This window comes from Streptomyces sp. N50 (assembly GCF_033335955.1).
Classification (GTDB): Bacteria; Actinomycetota; Actinomycetes; order Streptomycetales; family Streptomycetaceae; genus Streptomyces.
Genome location: NZ_CP137549.1, coordinates 3,164,872 through 3,182,517 on the forward strand (window position 1 = coordinate 3,164,872; position 17,646 = coordinate 3,182,517).

The window sequence follows — 17,646 nt, forward strand, 5'->3', positions numbered from 1 at the left end:
CCCACAGCACGGGTCGTGCGGTGAAAAGGTGCTGGTCAACGGTGTGCCATGCGAGATAGAGGGACGGGCCGTTGGTGGTTTCGTCCACACGGAAGGAAGCCCCCGAGGTTCCGTGGGACCGCTCCCACGCGGCATGCCGGAAGACTCCTTCGTGCCGGGCCGGGTGTCAAGACTTGAAAACGGCGTTGTTGCGCAAGCGTGTTCCGCACGTCACGTGAATGTGTCGCTCCACCAGGCGTCACCGACCGGACACGGACCGGTCCCGCACAGGATTCACGCAGGTGATCCAAGGGTCCGTCCCGCAGGCTCGGCGCCGGGGCCGTCCGTCCGGGCCGTCGCCCGATTTTCTGGGCAAGAATGAGGCAAGTCCCCACTGATCGCCGGAAGGTGAACGATGAGCCCTGCCGAGCAGCCGCCCCCGCGCGCGGACGTCCGGCGCCCGACGCTCAACGCCGTGGCCGCGCTCGCCGGCGTCGGCCGCGGCACGGTCTCCCGGGTCATCAACGGCTCCCCCAAGGTGAGCGACCACGCCCGCGCGGCGGTGGAGCGGGCGATCGAGGAACTCGGCTACGTCCCCAACCCCGCCGCCCGCTCGCTGGCGACCCGGCGTACGGACTCGGTCGCGGTGGTGGTCCCCGAGGGCGAGGACCGGCTCTTCTCCGAGCCGTACTTCTCCGGGATCATCCGCGGCGTTTCGGCCCAACTCGCCAGCGCCCAGATGCAGTTGCTGCTGGTACTGACACCGGACGAGAAGGAGTACGCGCGGCTGGCCACCTACCTGTCGGCACACCGGGTGGACGGCGTGCTGATCCTCGCGGTGCACAGCGGCGACACGCTCCCCGACCGGCTGCACGAACTCGCCGTGCCGACCGTGCTGGCCGGCCGGCGCGGCCACGGGGAGCTGCTGGGACACGTCCGCGCGGACAACAACGGCGGTGCCAGGATCGCGGTCGAGCATCTGCTGGCCAAGGGCCGCCGGGCCATCGCCACCATCACGGGCCCCCTCGACATGGACGCCGCCCAGGCCCGGCTCGACGGCTACCGCGAGGCGTTGGAGGGCGCGGGCGTCACCGTCGACGAGGACCTGATCGCGTACGGCGACTTCCGCGAGGAGGGCGGCCGCGCGGCCATGCGGGAGCTGCTGCGCCGGCGGCCCGGGCTCGACGCCGTGTTCGCCGCGTCCGACGTGATGGCGTCGGGGGCCGTGCAGGAACTGCGCGCGGCGGGGCGGCGGGTGCCGGACGACGTCGCCGTCGTCGGCTTCGACGACTCGATCGTGGCCCGGCACATTGATCCCCCGCTGACCAGCGTCCGGCAGCCGCTGGAGGAGATGGGGCGCACGATGGCGAGCCTGCTGCTGGACGAGATCGCGCAGCGCGGTGGCGATCACCGGCAAGTGGTGCTGCCTACGCGGTTGGTGGTGCGGGAGTCGGCTTGAGGGGTGTCCGCGCGTTAGCGGTGTCCGTGCGTTAGCGGTGTCCGTGCGTTAGCGGTGTCCGTGCGTTAGCGGTGTCCGTGCGTTAGCGGTGTCCCCGCGTGAGGGGTGTCCGCGCCTGAGCGGTGGGCGCGCCTGAGTGGTGGGCGTGCCTGAGTGGTGGGCGTGCCTGAGTGGCGGGCGGAAGATGTCGGGACGCCGGGATGTCGGAACGTCGGGGGGAGCGGACCCTTTGCTCATGGGAGCGCTCCCATGCATAATGGGCGCCACTCGACCCCATGGGAGCGATTCCATGCCAGACCTGACGCCCGCGACGTTCCCTCCTGCCTTCCTGTGGGGAGCCGCGACCTCCGCCTACCAGATCGAGGGGGCGGTGCGGGAGGGCGGCCGTACGCCCTCGATCTGGGACACGTTCAGTCATACGCCGGGCCGCACGGCGGGCGGTGATCACGCCGACATCGCTGTCGACCACTACCACCGCTACCGCGACGACGTGGCGCTGATGGCGGACCTGGGCCTGACGGCGTACCGCTTCTCGGTCTCCTGGCCGCGGGTGCAGCCGACCGGTCGGGGCCCGGCGGTCCAAGTGGGCCTGGACTTCTACCGCCGCCTGGTCGACGAGCTGCTCGCGGCCGACATCAAACCGGCGCTGACCCTCTACCACTGGGATCTGCCACAGGAGTTGGAGGACGCGGGCGGCTGGCCGGAGCGCGACACGGCCTACCGCTTCGCCGAGTACGCGCAGATCGTGGGCGAGGCGCTGGGCGACCGCGTGGAGCAGTGGACCACGCTCAACGAGCCCTGGTGCAGCGCCTTTCTGGGCTACGGCTCGGGGGTGCACGCGCCGGGCCGCACGGACGCGGGCGCGTCGCTCCGGGCCGCCCATCACCTCAACCTGGCGCACGGGCTGGCGACTTCGGCGCTGCGGTCCGCGATGCGGGCCCGGAACTCGATCGCGGTGAGCCTCAACTCCGCGGTGGTCAGGCCCGCTTCACTGTCCCCGGCGGACATGGCGGCGGTCCGGAAGATCGACGACCTGGCCAACGGGGTGTTCCACGGGCCGATGCTGCACGGCACGTACCCGCGGTCGCTGCTCGACGCGACGCGATCGGTCACGGACTGGTCGTACGTCCGCGACGGTGACCTGACACTCATTCACCAGCCGCTGGACGCACTGGGGTTGAACTACTACACACCGGCACTGGTGGAAGCTGCGGAGTCGACCCCGGCGGGTCCGCGGGCCGACGGGCACGGCCTGAGCGCGTACTCGCCCTGGCCGGGCGCGGACGACGTGGCGTTCCTCCAGACCCCGGGCGAGCGCACGGAGATGGGCTGGACGATCGACCCGACGGGCCTCTACGACCTGATCATGCGCTACGCCAGGGAGGCCCCGGGCCTGCCGCTCTACGTCACGGAGAACGGCGCGGCCTACGACGACAAGCCCGACCCCGAGGGCAACGTCCACGACCCCGAGCGGATCGCCTACCTCCACGGCCACCTCTCCGCCGTACGGCGGGCCATCGCGGACGGCGCGGACGTGCGGGGCTACTACCTGTGGTCGCTGATGGACAACTTCGAGTGGGCGTACGGCTACGAGAAGCGGTTCGGGGCGGTGTACGTGGACTACGCGACGCTGGCCCGGACCCCGAAGTCGAGCGCGCGGTGGTACGGGGAGGCGGCCCGCACCGGCACGCTTCCCTCGGCAGAGGGTGTCTGATCCACGGGGGAACCGGGGGACGGGGAACGGGGCGCGGCATGCCGTGGGGGCGTGCCGCGCCCCGTCGGGGACGAGGGCGCGGAAACGATGGGGGCTGGACTAACCGGCCTGGAGGACCAAGGAGGTTAGATCGAACCCCAGCCTGCACGCACCAGGGTCCGGAGCGCGCCCGCCGCCACCCACCGCCCTTGCCAAGCCCTAAATAAAGTGATTCATTCGCCATGCTACTGAATGGATGCACGTCAAGCGCGGGGAGATGTCCGTGACGGTCACCTTGGGCCCGGAGCCGATCACCGTCGAGCAGTTCGTCGCGGTCGCCCGCCACGGCGCCCGGGTCGAGTTCGACACCACGTACGTCGACCGGGTACGCAAGTCCCGCGCACTGGTCGAACGCTTCCTCGCCGAGAACCGCCTGGTCTACGGCGTCACCACCGGGTTCGGCGACAACGTCACGGAGGTCATCGACCCGGCGGACGCCGAGCGGCTCCAGCGCAACATCGTGCGGTCGCACGCCGTGTCCGTGGGCGAACCCCTGCCCACCGAGACAGTCCGCGCCATCGCCCTGATGGAACTGGTCGGCCTCGGCGAGGGCTACTCCGGCATCCGCTTCGAGACCCTGGAACTGATCCGGCGCATGCTCAACGCCGGGGTCACACCGCACGTCCCCGGCGAGGGTTCCGTCGGTTACCTCGCCCCCGAGGCCCACATGGCCCTCGTACTGCTGGGAGAGGGACGGGCCTGGTACGACGGCCAACTCCTCCCCGGCGCCGAGGCGTTGGCCCGCATCGGCGAACAGCCCACCCGCCTCGCCTGCAAGGAGGGCCTGTCGCTGACGAACGGGACCCACTCGGTCACCGCGATCGCCGTCCTCGCCGCCCATGACGCCGAGGTCGCGGCGACCACCGCCGACGTCGCCGCGAGTCTGTCGGTACAGGCGCTCAAGGGCACCGTCCGCGCCTACGACGCCCGGATCCAGGAGCGGAAGCGGCACCCCGAGCAGGCCGCCGTGGCCGAGAACCTACGGCGGCTGACGGCATCCAGCGCGATAAGCACCGAGTTCCTCGACCACCGCCTCCAGGACAGCCTCTCCCTGCGGGCCGTTCCGCAGATGCACGGCGGTGCGAAGCGGGCGCTGGCGCAGGCGCGGGAGGTCATCGTCGAGGAACTCCACTCCGTGGGCGACAACCCGGTCATCCATCCCGAGGGCGAGGACGGGGTCGCGCTCAGCGGGGCGAACTGCGACAGCACGTACGTCGGCATCCAGGCCGACACCATGGTCAACGCGATGACCGTGCTGGCCAAGGTCTCCGAGCGCCGTACCGACCGCATGGTCAACAGCAACTTCAGCGGGCTGCCCGCCTTCCTGGTCCGCGAACCGGGCCTGAACAGCGGCTACATGATCGCCCAGTACACGGCCGCCGCCCTGACCATGGAACTGCGCGGCCTGGCCGTCCCCGCCTCCGCCGACAACGTCACGACCTCCGCCAACCAGGAGGACACCGTCGGCAACGCCTACTTGGCGGCCCTGAAGGCCTACCGCGCGACCCGCAAACTCGCCTACGTCCTGGCCATCGAGCTGATGTGCGCCGTCCAGGCCCTCGACCTCCTCGCCCCGCTCTCCCCCTCACCGGCCGCGGAGGCGCTGCGGACGAAGATCCGGCAGACCGTGCCGACCGTCGACGAGGACCGGGTCTTCCACACGGACATCGAGCACATCGCCGAACTCGTGCGCGGCGGGGACGTGTTGAGGGTCGTGGAGGGTGTCGTGGGGGCGCTGCGCCGCTGAGGCCGGACCGAAGGGCACAATCCCCGCCGCCATTCACAGCCGCCCCTCAGAGCCCCCGTAGCGGCCTCTCAGCCCCGAGGCGTCTGATCTTCCTGTACGGGGTGATCCGATCCCGGCGCGGACGGGAGGACGTCATGTTTTTCATCGTGTTGGTGCTGCTGGCCCTGATCGTCGGCGGTGCGGTCGCCTTCAGTAAGAGGCAGGCGGCGGGCGGGAGTTCGCGGTTCGGCGGCAGTGGTTACGACCTCGGTTCGAGCGGTTACGGCTCCGGTTCCGCCGCGCAGTCCTACGACGCCGACGCCGACGCTGAGGCAACCCGCTGGGTCGAGCGGCTGGGCGGGAGTCTGTCGACGCTGGACGCCGGCAACAGCACCGCCGCCCGGCAGGCGCTCGCCGACGCCACCGAGCGGCTCCGGGCCGCCGAGGGCCAACTCGCCGTCGCCTACTCGCCGATGCAGTACGGGCTCGTGACGCAGACCGCCATCGAGGGGCTGCACCACATCCGGACCGCCCGTGGGGCATTGGGACTTGACCCGGGGCCCGAGTTGCCCGCGCAGGGTGGCGGCGGTCAGGTCACCGTGGGTGGGCAGACGTACACCGCGTCCGCGCGGCCCGGTACCGGCACGCCGTACTACTACCCCGGTGGGGTCGTCAACGGCCGTTCCATGGCCGGGGGTTGGTACAGCACCCCGTGGTGGAAGACCGCGCTCGTCGCGGGTGCCGCCGGTGTCGGTGGCATGTTGCTCGCGGACGCGCTGTTCGACGGCTTCCACCATCACGGGCCGCACGGCGGGCTGTTCGGCGGCGGCCCGGGCGGACCCGGTGGGTTCGGGGGCTTCGGCGGGCCGGGTCCCTTCTGAAACCCCCGCCCGTCAGCCCTTGTTGGCACCCAGGGTGAGGCCGCTGACGAACTGGCGCTGGAGTGCGAAGTACACGATCAGCGTGGGGATCGCGGTGAGCAGGGCGCCGGCGGCGACCAGGTTGGGGTCGGTGAAGTACTGGCCGGAGAGGTTGTTCAGGGCGGAGGTGATCGGCATGTTCTCGCCGGTCGAGATCAGCACGATCGCCCAGAAGAAGTCGTTGTAGATCCAGATGGAGAGCAGGGTGGCCAGGGCCGCCATCGCCGGCTTGCACAGCGGCAGCACGATCTGCCAGTACATCCGCCACACCGACGCGCCGTCGACCAGCGCCGCCTCGGTCAGCTCGTCCGGCAGCATCCGCATGTAGTTGCTCAATACGAAGGCGCAGAAGCCCGATTGGAACGCCACGTGGATGAGGACCAGGCCGAGCGCGGAGTCGTAGAGCTTACCGCTCATCGTGATGCCGGGCAGGTCGATGAGCAGGTACATGCGGTACAGCGGGGTGATGATGACCTGCTGCGGCAGCAGGTTGCCGGCCGTGAAGACCAGCAGCAGGAAGATGTTCAGCCGGAAGTCGAACCGGCTGACGTAGAACGCGACCATCGACGCCAGCAGCAGCGTGAGCAGCACGGCCGGGACCGCGATGATCAGGGTGTTGACGAAGTAGTGGATCATGTCGGACTGCTGGAACGCGTTCTTGAAGTTGTCGAGGTTCAGCTTGTCCGGCCAGGACACGTACCCCTTGTTGCTGGTCTCCGAGTACGGGCGCAGGGCCGCGTAGACCGCCCACAGCAGCGGGGCGAGCCAGGCCAGCGAGGTGACGACGAGGAACGTGTGGAGCAGGACCCGGGCCGGGCGGAGCGGGGTGCGCTGCTTCACGCCGAGTGCGGCGGTGGGGGTGGTCATGCGCGCCGCTCCTTCCGGAAGGTCGAGATCAGGTACGGGATGATGACCACGAGGGAGATGACCAGCAGGACGACGGCGATCGCCGACCCGTAACCGATCCGGCTGGACTCGCCGATGATGTTGTTGGTGATCAGGATCGACAGCAACTCGGTTCCCTGGGCGCCCTTGTTGAAGACGTAGACCAGGTCGAAGGCGCGCAGCGACTCGATGATCGTGACGACCAGGACGACCGTGTTGGTGGGCCGCAGCGTCGGGAAGATCACGTTCTTGAACGTCTGCCACTCGTTCGCGCCGTCCAGCGCGGAAGCTTCCCTCAGCGATGGGTCGACGCCCTTCAGGCCGGCCAGGTACAGGATCATCATGTAGCCCGCGTGCCGCCAGGACGCGGCGATCAGGACGGCCCACAGGTTGAGCTTGGGATCGCCGATCCAGTCGATGTAGTGGCCGGGCTTGTTGGCCCCGATGAGGCTGTTGATCAGGCCGGTGTCGGGGTTGTAGATGAGCTGCCAGACGAAGCCGGTGACCGCCAGCGACATCACGACCGGCAGGAAGAACGCGGTCTGGTAGACGCGGCTGAACCGGATCTTCTTGTCCAGCTGGACGGCCAGGAACAGGCCGAAGGGGGTCGGCAGCAGGATGAGCACGACGAACCAGATGACGTTGTGCTCAAGTGCGGGCCAGAACTGCGGGTTGTCGTTGAACAGCTCCTTGAAGTTGGCCAGGCCCACCCACTTGATGGAGCTGAATCCGATGCCGTCCCAGCTGGTGAAGGCCAGGAGGATCGAGGCGAGCGCGGTGACCCAGACCAGGGCCACGTGCAGGATCGTCGGCACGCCCGCCATGAAGGCGAGCGTGATGCGGTCACGGCGGGTCAGCAGGCGCTTGGCGCCCTGCTGGACCCGCTTCTTCTCGGGCGCGGGGCCCGGAGGCGGAACGGCGTCCGCCTCCGGGCTCGTCGTAGTCGTCTCGGAGATCATGAGGAGGCGAAGATCGTCTTCTTCTGGCGCTCGATCGAGGTCAGCAGACTGTCGACGCCCTTGGGGTTCTGGAGGAACTTCTGCAGTCCGGGCTGCATCACCGTCGAGGTGAAGTCCGGCCGGGAGTCGCGGTCCATGAACTGGGTGAGGTTCTTGGCGGCGCCGATCATGTCGAACGCCTTCTTCTGCAGCGGCGAGTACGCGGAGGTGTCGGCCTTGCTGGAGGCGGCCACCACGCTCGGGTCGGTCTTGAGGTACAGCTGCTCGGCCGCCGGGGTGCCCAGGTACTCCAGGAGCTTGACGACACCGTCGTGGTTCTTCGGGGCCTTGCTGACCATGTAGCCGTCGGTGGGCGCCTCGACGGTGTCCTGGCCGTACGCGGAGTTGATCTCCGGGAAGGCGAAGAAGTCGAGGTCGTCGAGGTCGGCCTTGACGGTGAACTGCTGGGCCACGAAGGAACCCAGGAGGTACATGCCGGACTTCTTCGACACGATGCCCTGCGCCGCGTCCTGCCAGGTGCGGCCCATGAAACCGTCCTGGTGGTACGGGAGGAGCTCGGCCCAGTGGTCGAAGACCGCCTTGACCTTCGGGTCGGTCCACGCCTCCTTGCCCGCCATCAGGGACTTGTGGAAGTCGTAGCCGTTGAGGCGGAAGTTGATCTGGTCGAAGGTGCCCATCGCCGGCCAGGCGTCCTTGTCGCCGAAGGCGATCGGGACCAGGCCGTCGCTCTTCATCTTCTTGCAGAGGGCGACCAGTTCGTCCCACGTGGTGGGGACGGTGTAGCCCTTCGCGGTGAAGACGCTCTTGCGGTAGAAGATGGCCCACGGGTACGTGGTCATCGGCACGAAGTAGTACTTGCCGTCCTCGCCCTTGCTGAGCTGCTTCATCGCGTCGGGGAAGTTGTCCCCGATCTTCGCCCAGACGTCGTCGATGGACGTGGCGAGCTTCTTGGCCGCGAAGAACTGCATGCGGTACCCGGCGAACCAGTTGAACACGTCGTCCGGCGTGCCCTGGAGGTAGGAGTTGATCTGCTCCTGGAAGGTGTTGTGGTCCTTCGTGTTGACCTTGACGGTGATGCCGGACGTCTTCTTGAAGTCCGCGTAGACGCTCGCGAACGCCTTCTTCGGCACCGCGTCGGACGCGTTGGAGCCGACGGTGACGGTCTTCGGGTCGGACGAGCTACCGCTGCTGCCGCACGCGCTCAGCAGGGGTATCCCGGCGCCGAGCACGGCAGCGCCGCCTATGCCGCGCAGGACGGAGCGGCGACTGGCGGCGGGGAGGGAGAAGTCGGGCATGAACGGCTCCTGACGGACAAGGTTCGGCCGGAATGCGCCACGCCCCAGGTCGTCGTAACCGACCAGAAACCAACGCGACCAAACACGGTGGCGTAATAACAGTCCTATGTCTGGTCATGCGTCAACACCCGCCGCCTTCATTTGTCGAAACGTAATCGACACTCACGAGCAAAAGGAGCGAACGTGCGGCCGAGTGGCCACACGTCCGCTCCGAGGGGGATGAGCTCACAGGGTGCGCGTGGGGTCTGTGAGGCCCATGGGGCGCCTACTGGAAGGCGGAGAAGGCCTTCATGAAGGCGGACGGGGCCTGGACGACCGAGCTGCAGGTCGCGTCCGCGCTGGGCTTGGCGCCGCCGGGGCACTGCTTGTCACGGGTCGCGGACCACATCGAGAGACCGCCCAGACCCTTCGCCTTCGCGAATGCCGCCAACCCGTTCGCGTCCTCGACCGTGAAAACCTCCGATGACACGTCGTTGACACCGATCATGGGCGTCACTGCAACCGCTTTCCATGCAGCGGCATCCGAGAGCCCGAGAACACTCTTGACTTGGGCTTGTGTCGCAGTAGCCGCTTGCTGTGAGTACGTTCCCATATTTCCGGAGTACGCCGGTCCGTAATCCATCGCCATGATGTTGACCGTGTTGATCTTGACGCCATTGGACTTGGCATTGGACAACAGGTTCACCCCGTCCTGGGTCAGCCCCTCGGGCATCACGGGGAGCGTGTAGGAGACGTCGAGGTTCGGGTGCTGCTGCTGGAGCCTGGCTATCGCCTGGGCGCGGATCGTGTTCGCCGCCGTGTTGGGCAGCGCGCCGCCCTCGACGTCGAAGTCGACCTTGGTGAGGTTGTACGCGTCCACGACCTTGCCGTACGCCGTCGCCAGCGCGCTCGCCGAACCGCATGTCGTCGCCAGCTCCGAGCCGGACGCGCCGCCGAAGGACACCCGCACGTCACCTCCCTTGGCACGCAGCGCGCCGATCTGCGCGGCCACGCCGTCGCTGCCGAGGTCGGACACCCCGCCCCACTTCGGGGTGCAGCCGCCGCCGTCGGTGATGAAGGCGAGGTTGTAGTTCTTCACGCCGGTCGCGGTGACGTTGGCGAGGAGGTCGAAGGCGGGGTAGAGGGAGGTGTCGACGTAGGGGGCGAAGCCCGCGCTGCCGGCCGTCGTGCCGGTGCCGGTGGTCTGGGTCGGGGAGGCGGTGGGAGTGGCCGTGGGCTTGGGGGTGGTTGTGGCCGTGGGCTTGGAGGTCGGGGTGGCGGTCGGCGTGGGCGTCGGCGACGAGGTCGTCGGGCGGCCGCTCGGCTCGGGGGTCGCGGTGCCGTCCGCCGAGCACTGGGCGTTGTCGATGAGACAACTGGTGGGCTGGCCCGTGCCGTTGACCACGAAGCCGACGGTGACCGACTCACCGGCCGCGAGACCGTCCGTGTCCCACTTCGGCGGCTTCACGGTGACGCGCTGCCCGCTCACGCTCGACTCGGCGTTCCACAGCGAGCTGAGCTTGGAGCCGGACGGCAGGTCGAACTGCAGCGTCCAGTCCTTCTTCGTGGCCCCGGTGGTGTTGGTGACGACGTACTGCGCGGTGTACCCCGTCGACCACTCGCTGGTTCTCGTGTAGGCCGCGCCGACGCTCGCCGCCTGGGCGATGCCGGTCAGCATGATCGCGCCGCCACCGACGACCGCGGCGGCGACCGCTCCGCCGATCACCTTGTTCCTGTTGCTGATCCTGCGCCGGTGCGTGCTCATCGCGTGCCTGCTTTCGCCGTACGGGGGTGGGGTGCGGCAGCACGCTAGCGATCCGGAACCGGGCAAATACCCTGATCCGGGCGGGGGTTGGCGATCTTAGGGTGCGCTTAAGGGAGGGATCGGGAACGGTTAAAGGTAGAGACCAATCCGCCGCGTCTACGGCGTCTCACGGTCCCCCGATGACCCCGGCGCTCCGGCTCCCGCCCGTCCAGCTGGATCCAGATCCGCACCTCGGTGCCGCCGAGCATCGAGGACCCGATGCGGACATCCCCGCCGGTCGACTCGGCGAGCCTGCGCACGATGTCCAGCCCGAGCCCGGTCGACCCGGCGCTGCCGGAGCCGCGCCCGCGGGCCATCGCCGCCTCGGGGTCCCGTATGCCCGAGCCCGCGTCCGAGACGAGCACGATCACCGCGTCCTCGCTGTTGTGCACGTCGACCGCGAAGGCCGTGCCCTCGGGGGTGTGCCGGAACACGTTGCCGAGGAGGGCGTCCAACGCGGCGACCAGATCAGCCCGGGCGACGGGTATCCGCACCGGCCGCTCCACCCCGGCGACCCGCACCTTGCGGCCCTCGTCCTCGGCGAGCGCGGACCAGAACCGCATCCGCTCACGCACCACCTCGGCCGCGTCGCACCCGGCACCGGGCCCGGCCGCCACGGTCTGCGGCTTGGCCTCGCGCGCGGTCCGGATGATCGTGTCGACCTCCCGCTCCAGCTGCGCGACGGCGGTCCGCGTCTGCTCGGCGGCGGGCCCGTCCCCGAGCGAGGCCGCGTTGAGCCGCAGCACGGTGAGGGGTGTGCGCAGCCGGTGCGACAGATCGGCCGCCAACTCCCGCTCGTTCGCCAGCAGTTGGACGACCTGGTCGGCCATGGAGTTGAACGCGACCGCCGCCAGCCGCAGTTCGGTCGGCCCTTCCTCGGGCACCCGTGCCCCGAGCTTCCCCTCCCCCAGTTCGTGCGCGCCCTCGACGAGGCGCTGCGCGGGCTGCACCATCCGTACGCCCAGCCGGTCGGCGACCGCGACGGACCCGACGATCAGCGCGATGCCGACCGCGGCGAGCACCGCCCAGGCAGTCCCGACGCCGTTGCTGACCTCGGACTCCGGGACGTAGACCTCGACGACGGATATCTCGCCGGAGCTGAGCGCGACCGGCTGGAGCAGGACGGAGCCGCCGGGCACCTCGGTGGTGGAGGCGCGGCCCAGCTTCCGTACGGTGGCGATGTCCTTGCCCGCCGCGCGTTGCAGCCCGATGTCGAGCGCGGCCTTCCCCTCCCCCGCCGGTATGTGGACGGCCATCCCGGAGTCCGCGCCCGCCGAGGCGACGACCTTCTCCAGCTGGTCCCGGTCGGTGGTGATGGACAGCGCGGGGGCGACGGCGGCGGCCTCCCGCTCGGCGTTCGAGAAGGCGCGGTCGCGGGCCATCTCCTTGATGACCAGGCCGAGCGGCACCGCGAAGGCGACGACGACCATCGCCGCGATCGCCAGACAGACCCTGACCAGCGCCCACCTCATCGCAGCGACTCCGCTCCCGGTGGCTCCAGCTTCACGCCGACACCGCGCAGGGTGTGCAGATAGCGCGGCCGGGCCGCCGTCTCCCCCAACTTCCTGCGCAGCCACGACAGATGGACGTCGATGGTCTGGTCGTCGCCGTACGACTGCTGCCACACCTCGGCGAGGAGTTCCTTGCGCGGGACGACCACACCGGGGCGTCCGGCGAGAAAGGCGAGGAGGTCGAACTCGCGCCGGGTGAGGTCGAGTCGGACGCCGTCCAGCTCGGCCTGGCGGCGCAGCGGGTCGACGGTGAGGCCGCCGACACGGATGACGGTCGACGGGGGCGCCTCGCCGGTGGTGGCACGGGAGCGCCGTAGAACAGCGGACATGCGGGCGGAGAGGTGGTCGACCGAGAAGGGCTTGGTGAGATAGTCGTCCGCGCCCGCGTTGAGCAGCCGGACGATCTCGCTCTCGTCGTCCCGGGCGGTGGCGATGATCACGGGGACGTCCGTGATCCCGCGCAGCATCTTCAGCGCCTCGGACCCGTCCAGGTCGGGCAGTCCGAGGTCCAGGATGACCACGTCGAAACGGAAATGGGCGACCTCGCGCAGGGCCTCAAGGGCCGTCCCGACACTGCGCACCGTGTGCGCGGCATCGGTCAGATGCCGGATGAGGGCCGAGCGCACGAACTGGTCGTCCTCGACCACGAGCACACTTGCCATGCGCCGCACCGTACGCCATGCGGGCGACCCGTATCCGGGCCTGTGGACAACTCCCCCCTGTGGACAAAGCCATGGCCACCGGTGGGACACCTGTGGGGCGCGTGAGGCAGTATGGCGGCGATGCCCCGAGGACTCGTCAACGGATTCGTGCACGTGCTGGCCTGGTCACTGGCCACCGGCGCGGCCGTCACGCTGTCCTGGTGGGGCGTCCACACGGTCATGACGGGCACGGCCTACGACCCGCCGCGCGCCCTGCCCATCACGGCGGTCGGCGCGAGCGCGCAGGCGGCTCAACCGCCCTCCTCGGCACCGGTTCGCGCCGAGTCCTCGCCGAGCCCGTCGAGCACCCCGACGCCGACCCGCAGCCCCAGCCCGAGCCCCACGAAGACGGCGACGGCGAGCCCGTCCCCCTCTCCCTCCACGACCGGCCAGGTCAAGAGCTACGCCACGGACGGCGGGCGGGTGGTGCTCGAACTCGACACCTCACCGGCCTATGTGTCGCTCGTGTCGGCGACGCCGGGTACGGGCTGGTCGATGCAGGTGTGGAAGACGGAGTCGTGGCTCCGGGTGGAGTTCACCAAGGGCACGGACAAGGTGTCGGTGATCTGCACGTGGCACGACGGGGCGCCGCGGGTGGATGTGGGCAACTACTGAGTTTCCCGGGTGCGTTGCTCCGCTTTTGTTGCTCCGGCTAGCGGAACACGGACGGGGGCGGTGCCGGTGAGGCGACCGCCGCGGCGTCCGTCACGGGTACGGCTCCGCCGGTGAAGTCGGTGAGTTCGCGGCCGTGTTGGAGCCGGCCCGGATGCGGGTCGGAGGCGGCGCGGCGGGTCAACTCGGCGAGCGGCAGCGGGTGGTCGGAGGCGACGAGCACCGCGTTGCCGAACCGCTTGCCGCGCAGCACGGTCGGGTCGGCGATCAGCGCGCGTTCCGCGAACCGGGCGGCCACGGTGGCGATTTGGCCGCGGAGGTGGGTGAGCGGGGGGCCGTCGGCGAGGTTGGCGGCGTAGCACCCACCGGGCTTGAGCGCGCGGCGCACCTCGTCGAGGAACTCGGTGGAGGTGAGATGGGCGGGCGTGCGGGCGCCGCTGAAGACGTCGGCGACGACGAGGTCGGCCCAGCCCTCCGGGATCTTCGCGAGTCCCGCGCGGGCGTCGGCCGACCGCACCCGGATCCGCGCGTTCGGGTCCAACGGCAGCTCCCGGCGGACCAGTTGGACCAGTGCCGCGTCGAACTCGACGACCTGCTGGGTGGATCGGGGGCGGGTCGCGGCGACGTACCGGGCGAGCGTGAGGGCCCCGCCGCCGAGGTGCACGGCGTGGACGGGCTTCCCGGCGGGCGCGACGAGGTCGATGACGTGCCCGAGCCGCCGCTGGTACTCGAAGGACAGATACGCCGGGTCGTCGAGATCGACGTACGACTGCGGCGCCCCGTCGATCAGCAAGGTCCAGGCACGCGCGCGTTCCCGGTCGGGTATGAGCTCGGCGAGCCCACCGTCGACGGCTTCGACGACGGCTTCGGGGGTGCCGGCGCCGCTTCGCCGGGTACTCCTGGACTTTCCCATTGGCTCATTATCGGCGGCCGGGGTAAGTCCGGCGCGCTCGACCTATGAGTCCGGGTGGCATCAGCGCCCCTTTTAGGGGAGCGGGGAACTGCGCGACCAGCCCCCACCGGCCGGCAGATTGATCACCGACACCCGTCCGCCGCCTCGATCAACCGAGCCGCCTCCCCCAGCGCCGCCCGCAGCACCTCCGGGTCGGTCGCCAGGTCGGCATCCCCAGGAGGCAGCAGCCAGTCGGAGCCTTCGACGGGGGGCTCGGGGTCAGGGGCGAGACGCAGCCCCCGGCCACTGGTCTCCGTACACGTGCTGCCCGGCACATCCCACGCCGCCGCCGTCCCCGGCGGTACCAGGAAGCCGAGCGTGTCGTCGCCGTCGTCGTGCAGAACGGGTCCGACCCCGTCACCCGCACCGCGCCGCAGGATGTCGACCGCTTCCAGCCCCTGCCGCGTCGGCACCGTCACCAGATCGCAGGCCGAGTCCGCGAACGGTGGCGCACTGCACTCCGCGCTCGGCATTCGAGGATCGACGCTCTGCCTGGTCTCCATCCCGGTCTCCACCACGGAACCCCTCCTTGGACGAGCGGGACGGGAGTCGGGTGGCTCCCGGTCCACGGAGTTCAACGCGTTGAAGCGTCAACGGCTACGGCACAAGTCAGCCGCAAAGGATGGCAGTTCATGGCAGATCGCGGATGAGATATCCGGTTTGTAGCCAAACCCTGCGTGGCGGGTCGTGCACAGCAGGTACGTTCTTGCCCGCTGGAAACAGGGCGTCACTCAACAAGTCACCCTGAATCCGGCATGGTTCGACGGTTCGCATGAGAGGACCCGGCCATGGCGTCGTCACTGGTGCCCCCGTCCCCGTTCCCCCGACCACCGAGACCCAATCTCGCCTTCCGGCGGCTGCGCGGACAGCGCTCACCGGCGGAGTTCGCCGCGGCCGTACGCCGGTCCGCGCGGGAGATCGGCGAGCGGGTCAGCTGCGACGCGCGCTACGTAGGCCGCGTCGAGGCCGGTGAGATCCGTTGCCCCAACTACGCGTACGAACGGGTGTTCCTGCACATGTTCCCCGGCCGCACGCTCGCCGACCTCGGCTTCGCGCCCCGCTCGTCCGTACGCGGACGCGGGGCGCGCACCGCCGAGGACACGCCCCCCGCACACCTCACGAGCCCGGCCCTCATCACGGATGAGGCGGCCGGAACGGGTGAGACGGGGGACGTGTACGAGCCGTATGACACGCAGGACCCGTACGACACGCACGAGAACCACGAGAACCACGAGGAGAGCGACGTGCTGCGTCGCGCATTCATGAGGGGCGGCACCGTCACGGTGGCCGCCGGCACGCTGGGCCCGCTCGGGCTCACCTACGACGCCGTGGCAGCGGACCGTTCCGTCCGCCGCCCCGGTACGAGCGAGGCGGGCGCCCTGGAAGAGGCCGTCCGCAGAATCCGGCTGCTCGACGACCGGCACGGCGCCGACGGCCTCTACCGGCGCGCGGCGGCCCCGCTGCGCGCCGCCTACGCCCTGCTCGACGCGGGCACCACCCGGCAGTCGGTCGCCGAGAGACTGCACTCCGGAGCCGGTGAACTCGCCATCTCCGTGGGCTGGTTGGCCCACGACTCCGGCCGCTTCGACGACGCCCGCTCGCACTACGCGGAGGCGCTCGCGACCGCCCGGATGACCGGCGACGCCGGCCTTGAGGCACACGCCTTCTGCAATACGGCGTTCCTCGCGCGGGACGCCGGTCGCCCCCGGGAGGCGGTGCGCGCCGCGCAGGCCGCGCAGCGCGTCGGACGGCCCCTGGGTTCCGCGCGCCTGATGTCGCTGCTCGCGCTGCGCGAGGCGGGGGGCTGGGCGGGGCTCGCGGATCGCACCGGGTGCGAGCAGGCACTGGCCCGGGCTCAGGCGCTCTTCGAGCGGGGGCATTCGGATGCCGACCCGGAGTGGATGAGCTTCTACGGAGAGGCCGAGCTGGAGGGGCTTGAGGCGCAGTGCTGGTCCACTCTGGGGGACTGGCCTCGTGCCGCCCGTCACGCGCGGCGTGCGGCGCATCTTCAGGATCCGCACTTCACTCGGAACATCGCGCTGTACATGGCTGAGCTGGCCGACGATCTCGCGCGGGGAGGCCGTCCGGACGAGGCGGCGACGGCCGGGCTGCGGGTACTGGACCTCTTGGACCTGGTCCAGTCGTCGCGGATTCAGACGATGTTGGCGGGGACGGCTCGGGTGTTGTTGCCTCACCGGCGGGCTTCGGGGGTGTCTACGTTTCTGGAGCGGCACTCGGGGTTGCCTCGTACTGCGGCTTAGTCACTCCGGAGGAAGCGTTGTGATTTGCCTGCGGGCGAGTGGGGGCTGGTCGCGCAGTTCCCCGCGCCCCTAAAAAAACAAGACGCCTAGGGGACTAGATGCCCCACGTCGTTCCAGCTTTCGATGGCCGGGTCCCCGTACGCCCAGCCCAGGACCGACAAGGACGTCGGATTCAGCCGTATCCGCGCCGCGAAGTCGATCGGCAGGCCCAGCCAGCGCGCGCCGATCGAGCGCAGGATGTGGCCGTGGGCGAAGACCAGGACGTCGCGGTCCTCGGAGCGGGCCCAGGCGACGACCTCGTCCGCGCGGGCGGTGACCTCGGCGAGGGTCTCCCCTTCGGGGACGCCGTCGCGCCAGATCAGCCAGTCGGGGCGTACGGAACGGATCTCCTCCGGGGTCAGGCCCTCGTACGCGCCGTAGTGCCACTCCATGAGGGTGTCCCAGGGGGTCGCGCGGTCGCCGAAACCGGCCAGTTCGCAGGTCTCACGCGCGCGTGCCAGCGGGCTGGTGCGGACCTCCACCCCGGGGAGGCCGTCGAAGGGGGACCGGTGCAGTCGTTCGCCGAGGACCTTGGCTCCGCGTCGGCCCTCTTCGAGGAGGGGGACGTCGGTCCTGCCGGTGTGCTTCCCGGACAGCGACCATTCCGTCTGTCCGTGCCGGGCCAACAGGATGCGCGGTGCCATGAGCGACCTTTCCGGGAGAAACAAGAGGCGGGTCGTTCCATCATCGCGCACCCTTGAGAAGGGCAACCCGGGGGGCGATCTCTGCGTCTTTGAGGTCCGGGGGCGCCGGAAACAGGGCGCTCACATACGCCGTAAAGTGTCCCGACCGGGCTTCCGGGAAGCCGCAC

15 protein-coding genes are annotated in these 17,646 nt (G+C 69.9%); 6 read left to right on the forward strand and 9 right to left on the reverse strand.

From position 1 onward, the window contains the following. The first annotated feature begins 394 nt into the window (after window positions 1–394). The 4 genes from R2B38_RS13810 to R2B38_RS13825 all read left to right on the forward strand — a co-directional run bounded on the left by R2B38_RS13810 (window position 395) and on the right by R2B38_RS13825 (window position 5,798). A complete protein-coding gene (locus tag R2B38_RS13810; protein ID WP_318016502.1) occupies window positions 395–1,438 on the forward strand; it encodes a LacI family DNA-binding transcriptional regulator in 1,044 nt (347 codons plus the stop codon). 289 nt (window positions 1,439–1,727) lie between these two features. Then, a complete protein-coding gene (locus R2B38_RS13815) occupies window positions 1,728–3,152 on the forward strand; it encodes a GH1 family beta-glucosidase (RefSeq protein ID WP_318016503.1) in 1,425 nt (474 codons plus the stop codon). A gap of 256 nt (window positions 3,153–3,408) precedes the next feature. Next, a complete protein-coding gene (hutH, locus tag R2B38_RS13820; RefSeq protein ID WP_318021673.1) occupies window positions 3,409–4,938 on the forward strand; it encodes a histidine ammonia-lyase in 1,530 nt (509 codons plus the stop codon). A 134-nt stretch (window positions 4,939–5,072) separates the two neighbouring features. After that, on the forward strand, window positions 5,073–5,798 hold the full coding sequence (locus R2B38_RS13825) for a hypothetical protein (RefSeq protein ID WP_318016504.1): 726 nt from the start codon (window positions 5,073–5,075) through the stop codon (window positions 5,796–5,798). Between the two features lie 12 nt (window positions 5,799–5,810). Here R2B38_RS13825 and R2B38_RS13830 read toward each other — a convergent pair whose 3' ends face one another. The 6 genes from R2B38_RS13830 to R2B38_RS13855 all read right to left on the reverse strand — a co-directional run bounded on the left by R2B38_RS13830 (window position 5,811) and on the right by R2B38_RS13855 (window position 12,932). Next, window positions 5,811–6,704, reverse strand: a complete 894-nt coding sequence (locus R2B38_RS13830) for a carbohydrate ABC transporter permease (RefSeq protein ID WP_318016505.1) — start codon at window positions 6,702–6,704, stop codon at window positions 5,811–5,813. After that, the gene (locus tag R2B38_RS13835; RefSeq protein WP_033283821.1) at window positions 6,701–7,681 is read right to left on the reverse strand and encodes a carbohydrate ABC transporter permease; all 981 of its coding nucleotides are present in this window, start codon (window positions 7,679–7,681) and stop codon (window positions 6,701–6,703) included. The genes R2B38_RS13830 and R2B38_RS13835 overlap by 4 nt, the downstream gene beginning before the upstream one ends. Beyond that, a complete protein-coding gene (locus R2B38_RS13840) occupies window positions 7,678–8,976 on the reverse strand; it encodes an ABC transporter substrate-binding protein (RefSeq protein ID WP_318016506.1) in 1,299 nt (432 codons plus the stop codon). The genes R2B38_RS13835 and R2B38_RS13840 overlap by 4 nt, the downstream gene beginning before the upstream one ends. A 265-nt stretch (window positions 8,977–9,241) precedes the next feature. Further along, complete coding sequence (locus R2B38_RS13845) at window positions 9,242–10,720, reverse strand: cellulose binding domain-containing protein (protein ID WP_318016507.1); 1,479 nt, start codon at window positions 10,718–10,720, stop codon at window positions 9,242–9,244. Between the two features lie 107 nt (window positions 10,721–10,827). Continuing rightward, complete coding sequence (locus R2B38_RS13850) at window positions 10,828–12,231, reverse strand: HAMP domain-containing sensor histidine kinase (protein ID WP_318016508.1); 1,404 nt, start codon at window positions 12,229–12,231, stop codon at window positions 10,828–10,830. Next, entirely contained in the window at window positions 12,228–12,932 is a 705-nt protein-coding gene (locus R2B38_RS13855; RefSeq protein WP_318016509.1) for a response regulator transcription factor, read from the reverse strand. Before R2B38_RS13855 ends, R2B38_RS13850 begins: the two co-directional genes overlap by 4 nt. A gap of 111 nt (window positions 12,933–13,043) precedes the next feature. Here R2B38_RS13855 and R2B38_RS13860 point away from each other — a divergent pair, with 111 nt between their 5' ends. Further along, a complete protein-coding gene (locus R2B38_RS13860) occupies window positions 13,044–13,586 on the forward strand; it encodes a hypothetical protein (RefSeq protein WP_318016510.1) in 543 nt (180 codons plus the stop codon). A gap of 37 nt (window positions 13,587–13,623) precedes the next feature. Here the strand turns inward: R2B38_RS13860 and R2B38_RS13865 are convergent, their stop codons facing one another. Then, a complete protein-coding gene (locus tag R2B38_RS13865) occupies window positions 13,624–14,496 on the reverse strand; it encodes a fused MFS/spermidine synthase (RefSeq protein WP_318016511.1) in 873 nt (290 codons plus the stop codon). 122 nt (window positions 14,497–14,618) lie between these two features. Then, window positions 14,619–15,053: a hypothetical protein gene (locus R2B38_RS13870; protein WP_318016512.1), complete on the reverse strand. Its 435-nt coding sequence runs from the start codon at window positions 15,051–15,053 to the stop codon at window positions 14,619–14,621. A gap of 270 nt (window positions 15,054–15,323) precedes the next feature. On the opposite strand from R2B38_RS13870, the gene R2B38_RS13875 reads away from it, so the two are divergent. Then, window positions 15,324–16,796 carry a hypothetical protein gene (locus R2B38_RS13875; RefSeq protein ID WP_318016513.1) on the forward strand — a complete coding sequence of 491 codons (1,473 nt, stop codon included), beginning with the start codon at window positions 15,324–15,326 and terminating at the stop codon, window positions 16,794–16,796. 86 nt (window positions 16,797–16,882) lie between these two features. Here R2B38_RS13875 and R2B38_RS13880 read toward each other — a convergent pair whose 3' ends face one another. Beyond that, window positions 16,883–17,479, reverse strand: a complete 597-nt coding sequence (locus R2B38_RS13880; protein WP_318016514.1) for a histidine phosphatase family protein — start codon at window positions 17,477–17,479, stop codon at window positions 16,883–16,885. Window positions 17,480–17,646: the final 167 nt, after the last annotated feature.

Coding starts and splice junctions, on each gene's coding strand:
- R2B38_RS13810 (WP_318016502.1), top strand. CDS start 395: ATGAGCCCTGCCGAGCAGCCGCCCCCGCGCGCGGACGTCCGGCGCCCG.
- R2B38_RS13815 (WP_318016503.1), top strand. CDS start 1,728: ATGCCAGACCTGACGCCCGCGACGTTCCCTCCTGCCTTCCTGTGGGGA.
- hutH (WP_318021673.1), top strand. CDS start 3,409: ATGTCCGTGACGGTCACCTTGGGCCCGGAGCCGATCACCGTCGAGCAG.
- R2B38_RS13825 (WP_318016504.1), top strand. CDS start 5,073: ATGTTTTTCATCGTGTTGGTGCTGCTGGCCCTGATCGTCGGCGGTGCG.
- R2B38_RS13830 (WP_318016505.1), bottom strand. CDS start 6,704: ATGACCACCCCCACCGCCGCACTCGGCGTGAAGCAGCGCACCCCGCTC.
- R2B38_RS13835 (WP_033283821.1), bottom strand. CDS start 7,681: ATGATCTCCGAGACGACTACGACGAGCCCGGAGGCGGACGCCGTTCCG.
- R2B38_RS13840 (WP_318016506.1), bottom strand. CDS start 8,976: ATGCCCGACTTCTCCCTCCCCGCCGCCAGTCGCCGCTCCGTCCTGCGC.
- R2B38_RS13845 (WP_318016507.1), bottom strand. CDS start 10,720: ATGAGCACGCACCGGCGCAGGATCAGCAACAGGAACAAGGTGATCGGC.
- R2B38_RS13850 (WP_318016508.1), bottom strand. CDS start 12,231: ATGAGGTGGGCGCTGGTCAGGGTCTGTCTGGCGATCGCGGCGATGGTC.
- R2B38_RS13855 (WP_318016509.1), bottom strand. CDS start 12,932: ATGGCAAGTGTGCTCGTGGTCGAGGACGACCAGTTCGTGCGCTCGGCC.
- R2B38_RS13860 (WP_318016510.1), top strand. CDS start 13,044: ATGGCGGCGATGCCCCGAGGACTCGTCAACGGATTCGTGCACGTGCTG.
- R2B38_RS13865 (WP_318016511.1), bottom strand. CDS start 14,496: ATGGGAAAGTCCAGGAGTACCCGGCGAAGCGGCGCCGGCACCCCCGAA.
- R2B38_RS13875 (WP_318016513.1), top strand. CDS start 15,324: ATGGCGTCGTCACTGGTGCCCCCGTCCCCGTTCCCCCGACCACCGAGA.
- R2B38_RS13880 (WP_318016514.1), bottom strand. CDS start 17,479: ATGGCACCGCGCATCCTGTTGGCCCGGCACGGACAGACGGAATGGTCG.